The sequence below is a fragment of the uncultured Campylobacter sp. genome (genome assembly GCF_938040115.1).
In the GTDB taxonomy this organism is placed as follows: Bacteria; Campylobacterota; Campylobacteria; order Campylobacterales; family Campylobacteraceae; genus Campylobacter_A.
Window position 1 is genome coordinate 1 of record NZ_CALHXD010000112.1, and the last position, 5,787, is coordinate 5,787.

Here is a 5,787-nt window from a genome sequence, read left to right on the forward strand (position 1 = left end):
GAGCAGTCTCACGCCCGGCTCGCCGCGCAAAAGCGAGTAGCAAAGCATTAATCCCGCTCCACCCGAGATCAGCGCGTAGTGGTAGCGCTTGGCTGCGCGCAGTCCGATACGAACGGGGATCGTGCGCTTGCCCTTGAGTGCATCGTTTTGGATGTCGCGCATGTTGTTTAAATTTAGCACCGCCGTGCTTAGCATCCCGCACGCACACGCAGGCAGCAGCAGCGCCGCATCGAGCGAGCGCGCGTATAAAAAGTACGAACCCAGCACGCTTAGTAGTCCAAAAAACAAAAACACGAAAATGTCGCCGAGCCCCAGGTATCCGTATGCGCCGGCTCCCACGGTGTAGCGGATCGCAGCAAATATCGACGCACCGCCTAGTGCTAAAAACAGTAGCACGAGATAAAACCGCTCGCCGAATGCCAAAACGCTTAGCGCGAGGCTCGAAAATGCCGAAAGCAGCGCCGTAACGACTATGACGCGCTTCATCTGCTCGGCGCTCATCTGTCCCGTTTGGATCGCGCGGCGCGGCCCCAGTCTGCCCTCGTCGTCGGTGCCCTTTACCGCGTCGCCATAGTCGTTAGCGTAGTCGCTGAGTACCTGAAACAGCAGCGTCGTAAGCAGCGCCAGCGCGAAAATGTCCGCTCTAAATACGCCCGCGCCGTATGCCGCGCCGCTACCAAGCATCACGCCCGAGACGCTAAGAGGTAGTGATCTGAGGCGAGCAGACGCGTAAAGAGCCTTTGCGGTTATCATTTTTTGCCTTTTGTTGATTTTTAGAGCCGAATTTACGGCGAACTCGAGATAAAATTTAGCGGAAAAACGCCAAAAATATTATAAATTTAGACTATTAGTAGAGTAAATTTTATTTAAATTCGCCTTTTTAATATAAATAGCGGTAAAATAGAGCCAAAAATTTTAGGAATTGTGATGAAAAAAGTTCTTACCGTTCAAGATATATCCTGCGTGGGCAAGGTTTCGCTGACCGTCGCCTTGCCGATACTAAGCGCGATGGGGATGAGCACAAGCGTGATTCCTACGGCGGTTTTATCGATGCATACGGGCTTTTCTGGCTACACCTTTTGCGATCTAAGCTCTCAAATACGCGCGATCATGGCGCACTGGAAAGACCGCGGAGTGGTATTTGACGGCGTCTACACGGGCTTTTTGGGCTCGGCGGCACAGATCGAGATTATGAGCGAGCTATTTGCGAGCTTCGGCGGCGCGGGTAAGACCATTTTGGTCGATCCTTGTATGGGCGATAACGGCGTATTTTATCCTGGCTTTAACGAGGATTTTGCCCGTATGATGGCGCTTCTGTGCGCTCAAGCCGACGTCATTACGCCCAATATCACCGAGGCCTGCGCGATTACAGGCGTGCCGTACCGAGAGGATGCGGATAGGGATTTCATAATGGATCTGCTTGCAAGGCTTCGAGAGCTGGGCGCTAGGCAGGTGATTTTAAAGGGCATCGTCTACATCGCCGATCAGTGCGGAGTTTTCAGCTACGATGCACGCACGGGCAGGACGAACGAGTATTTTCACGAGCTGCTGCCGGTTAAATTTAACGGCACCGGCGATATTTTCGCGGCCGTAGCCTTTGGCGCGATAATGCGCGGCAAATCGCTGGAAACGGCGGTTCGCATCGCCGCGGACTTCGTCGTAAGCACGATCAAGGAGACAATGAGCGACGAGGAGCGCAAGGACTACGAAGGGGTCGATTTCGAAGCGATAATCCCCGAGCTGGTGAGGAAAATCTAAGTTCTAGACGGATTTGGAACTCGCCGCGCGGACAGAGGATTTGTGGCAGAGCTTTAAAATTTTACCGCAAAAGGAAATTTCTAAATTTTATCTGCGGCGTGAAATTTTAAAATTTCAAAATTTATGTGTCGTGTAGGGCATGGAATTCTATAGGCGATGTGGAATTTTAGAATTCATGCATTGCACGGCTTATAATTTTATCTCCTGCATAAAATTTTAAAATTTGCACCGACGTAAAGATGCGAAATTTGTCGGCTAGCGCTGAATTCTAAACGCAAGGCTACAGCGAATTTATCTGCTTGTGAGCTGAGCTGCATTTTGAAATTTCGCACAAAATCTGCTTAAAATTTTATTCCCACAAGCCGTGCGCCATGCACTTATAAAATAATCTCAAAATTTATGAGTAAAATTTAGATTAAAATCCGTATTTAAATCCCGATTAAAAATCCTGTGAAAATACTATATTTATTTAAAATTTTAACGGCACTAAATTTCAATATCTGATAGCGAACAATGAGATGATACGGAAAATTTTATGAGATACCAAGCATCAAGACGGCTACACTATAGCGGTTACTATAAGCGGCAGCGATACGGATAAGATAAATACTTACACAGAAAAAGAAGGATTGTAATAGCAAAGACGATTGGAATTTGAATGTGTAAAAAAAGCACTTAATTAAATTTTGCGAAGCATTTAGTGAGATTATGAAATTTTAAAATTTAAATTAAGAAGGACGGCATAGTCGTGAAATTTAAATATGAGCGTCGGTGCAAAATAGCCGCGGATCGGCTAGCTTCGCTAAAAGCGGCGTATAGAGGGTAAATTTAAAATCGGAGCTTTGCCGAATTTTAAATTTACCCGATTTGCCTCGCTATAAAATTTATTCGCCCAGGAAGTATTTCAGATCCGCCTGCGCGTCGCCGCTGATTAGGCGAAGGCCGAAATTTTGCACCAAAAAGCCCAAAATTTCGTCGTTGAAAAACTCAGGCACCGTAGGGCCCACGTTGATATTCTTAACGCCAAGGCTAAGCAGCGCAAGCAGGATGATGACCGCCTTTTGCTCCATCCACATCAGCACGATCGAGACCGGCAGATCGTTTACCGCGATGCCCGTAGCCTCGCTAAGCGCCAAGGCGATCTTGACCGCGCCGTTGCTGTCGTTGCACTGACCTAGATCGATATAGCGCGGAAGCTCGGTGCCGGGCACGGTTCCAAAATCCACGTCGTTGAAGCGGAATTTGCCGCAGCTAGAGGTCAAAATCACGCAGTCCTTCGGCAGGCTGAGCGCTAGCTCGCGGTAATACTCGCGTCCTTTGCCCGGCGCGTCGCAGCCTGCGATGACGAAAAAGCGGCGGATTTTGCCCGATTTGATCGCGTCTAAAATTTGCGGCGCGAGGCTCAAAATCGTCTTGTAGTGTCCGCCCGTCACCAAGCTCTCGTCGCTGTCCATACTCACGTCGCCGCACGCAAGCGCGCACTCGATGAGCGGCGTAAAATCGTCGTTTTGGATATGTTTGATGCCGTCCGTGCCCGCGATAGAGTAGCCAAAGAGCCTGTCTGCGTAGCTACAGGATGAGCGAAGCGGCACGATGCAGTTGGTGGTCATCAAAATCGCGCCTTTAAATTCGTTAAAAAGCTTGGTCTGATCGAACCACGCCTTGCCGACGTTGCCCTTTAGGTGCGGATACTTGCGAAGCTGCGGATAGCCGTGCGCAGGAAGCATCTCGGAGTGGGTGTAGATATTGATGCCCTTGCCCTCGGTCGCTTTTAGCAGCGCCTCAAGAGCGTGCAGGTTGTGTCCGCTAACCAAAATCGCCTTGCCCTCGACCTTGTTTTGGCTTACTTTAACCGGGGTCGGTACGCCGAATTTTGCGGTATGCGCCTCGCTTAAGATATCCATCATCTGCACGCCCGCGCTTCCGACGGCCATCAGCTGCGCGATATGCTCGTCAAAGTTAAAATTTGAGTTCGTCAGCGTGAAATACAGCGTGTCCGCCATAACGGTATCGACCGCGCTAGTATCGGCGCCGAGCTCGTGCGCGTGGTGGCGGTAGGCGCTAAGGCCTTTAAGTCCGAAAACCATAGTGTCTTGAAGTAACGCCAGCGTCGAGGTTTTGCCGCAGGTGCCTTTGCTTTGGCCCTTTGCGCCGCAGCCCTCGGGCGCGCTCATTTGGCACTGATGACAGAACATCTCTAGATTGTCGCTCATAGAAAATCCTTTATAAAAAATTAGCTACAGATTTTAAGATTTTATTTATAATAACGACTTGGTCGCCATCAAGAAACGGCGAAAATTTATCAAAATTATTTATAAAATGAGAATTTAATTTCTTGCGACAGCGCGGTCGCTACTCAAATTTGGCCAAGTTTTTAGAATTCTTAACTAAAGCGCGGTGGATTAGCGCATTATGGAGTTAAGGCTCATTGCTGCGCAAAACAATCTGGCTAAAGATTTAAGTGGCCACAGAGGGCAAAGAGAGCAAGTCTCTTGCCGCGCTTAAAAAAAGAGAATTTAGGTATAATAACGGCAAATATATAAAAGAATTTCATTATATTTTACTAAAACCGGCAAAGCGGTTTTGCGGGCGGTAAGATAGAGTCGCAGCCAAGATCGGCCCAGATTGCGCTAAGTCTAATCATTTGGAGTATCATGAGCGTTTGTGAGTTAAAATTTCTAGTTTTAAAACCTACTTCGTTTGCCGGCAAGCGTTACGGCAAATTTTCGCTACTCGTCAAATTTGACGCACCGACAGGGCAAATTTAACAAAAAGGACAAAAGATGAAAGAGTTTTTAGCGGCCGCGCTTGATTTTATCCTTTGCCGCATCACGATATTTATCACGGGGGTACGGCCGCCGCAGGAGCTTTTAAACATCGGCGAGGGTACTAAAATTTACTACGCCAACCACGCCAGCCACGGCGATTTTTTGCTGATTTTCGTCTCGCTGCCTTACCGCGTGAGAAAGCGCGTGCGTCCCGTCGCGGCGGCGGAGTATTGGCAGGGCGGGCCGGTACGCAGGTTTCTTGCTAAAAACGTGTTTAACATGGTGCTAATCAGCCGTCATAAAGATCCGCTAGAGGCGCTAGCGCAAATGAGCGAGGCGCTAAAAACGCACTCTCTCATCATCTTTCCCGAAGGCACGCGCAAGATAAACGACGATCTAGCGCTACAGCCGTTTAAAAGCGGGATTTTCCGTCTGGCGCAGCAGTGTCCCGCCGTCTCGTTCGTGCCCGTATGGATCAAAAACGCACGAAACGTCCTACCTAAGGGTTTTTTTGTGCCTATTCCACTGCTTTGCGAGCTGATAGTGGGCGAGGAGATAACCTACGGCGGCGAGAGCAAGGGCGAGTTTTTACAAAAGGCGCAAGACGCGCTACTAGCGATGAGCGATACACAAAATGATAGAACGAAAGCTTAGCGCGACGGCTTTGGCGAGAGCTGTAAATTTGAGCCCTGCAAATCCGCCACGCAAGACGGAAAAATTTGCGACCGACTTTTACGGCAAATTTGACGGCGAGCCTTTTAGAGCGGTGACCAAAAGCGTCAAATTTAAAAACAAAACCCGTGCCAAAACGCCAGCCGCGCCGCAAATCAAATTTGACCCAAGCGTAAATTTAAACCGCGTAAAAAATTTAACCAAACAAGTCGTCCGCTCGGCAAACCAAACGCGCGCAAATTTGACTCGCTCGGAGAGCTCCGAAGCAGGCATCAAATTTAGCTTCAAATTTAACCAAAAGGCACTAAAATGAACCCGCAAAATCATATCTTAAATCTATTTTTAGGACTCATCGCGGTGCTAGTCGTCTCTAGCGTCGTGGCTTTTATATTAAAGGCCAAATTTGGCGCCGAGAACAAAACCATCGCAAATTTGACCTCGCGCATAAACGCTTGGTGGGCGATGATTTTGGTTATTTTTGCGTTTACTTATCTTGGCAAAAACGCCGTGATATTTTTATTTTTGCTAGTTTCGTTTGCCGCATTGCGCGAGTTTTTGTCGCTCATCTACATCCGCAGAGGCGATCACA

At 48.6% G+C, this 5,787-nt stretch carries 6 protein-coding genes; 4 read left to right on the plus strand and 2 right to left on the minus strand.

Features of this window, described 5'->3' with window-relative positions; genetic code table 11:
- A partial coding sequence (gene menA / locus Q0314_RS04340; protein ID WP_298056907.1) for a 1,4-dihydroxy-2-naphthoate octaprenyltransferase occupies nt 1-753 on the minus strand: 753 nt, incomplete at its 3' end.
- A gap of 174 nt (nt 754-927) precedes the next feature.
- Here menA and Q0314_RS04345 point away from each other — a divergent pair.
- Nucleotides 928-1,758, plus strand: a complete 831-nt coding sequence (locus Q0314_RS04345) for a pyridoxamine kinase (RefSeq protein ID WP_298056908.1) — start codon at nt 928-930, stop codon at nt 1,756-1,758.
- Nucleotides 1,759-2,642: 884 nt separating this feature from the next.
- Here Q0314_RS04345 and hcp read toward each other — a convergent pair.
- The gene (gene hcp / locus Q0314_RS04350; RefSeq protein WP_298056909.1) at nt 2,643-3,971 is read right to left on the minus strand and encodes a hydroxylamine reductase; all 1,329 of its coding nucleotides are present in this window, start codon (nt 3,969-3,971) and stop codon (nt 2,643-2,645) included.
- Between the two features lie 570 nt (nt 3,972-4,541).
- On the opposite strand from hcp, the gene Q0314_RS04355 reads away from it, so the two are divergent.
- The 3 genes from Q0314_RS04355 to Q0314_RS04365 form a co-directional block, all read left to right on the plus strand.
- A complete protein-coding gene (locus Q0314_RS04355) occupies nt 4,542-5,180 on the plus strand; it encodes a lysophospholipid acyltransferase family protein (RefSeq protein WP_298056913.1) in 639 nt (212 codons plus the stop codon).
- The gene (locus tag Q0314_RS04360; RefSeq protein ID WP_298056916.1) at nt 5,161-5,511 is read left to right on the plus strand and encodes a hypothetical protein; all 351 of its coding nucleotides are present in this window, start codon (nt 5,161-5,163) and stop codon (nt 5,509-5,511) included. Before Q0314_RS04355 ends, Q0314_RS04360 begins: the two co-directional genes overlap by 20 nt.
- Nucleotides 5,508-5,787 (plus strand): phosphatidate cytidylyltransferase (locus tag Q0314_RS04365; protein ID WP_298056920.1); only part of this gene is annotated, 280 nt, incomplete at its 3' end. The genes Q0314_RS04360 and Q0314_RS04365, both read left to right, overlap by 4 nt.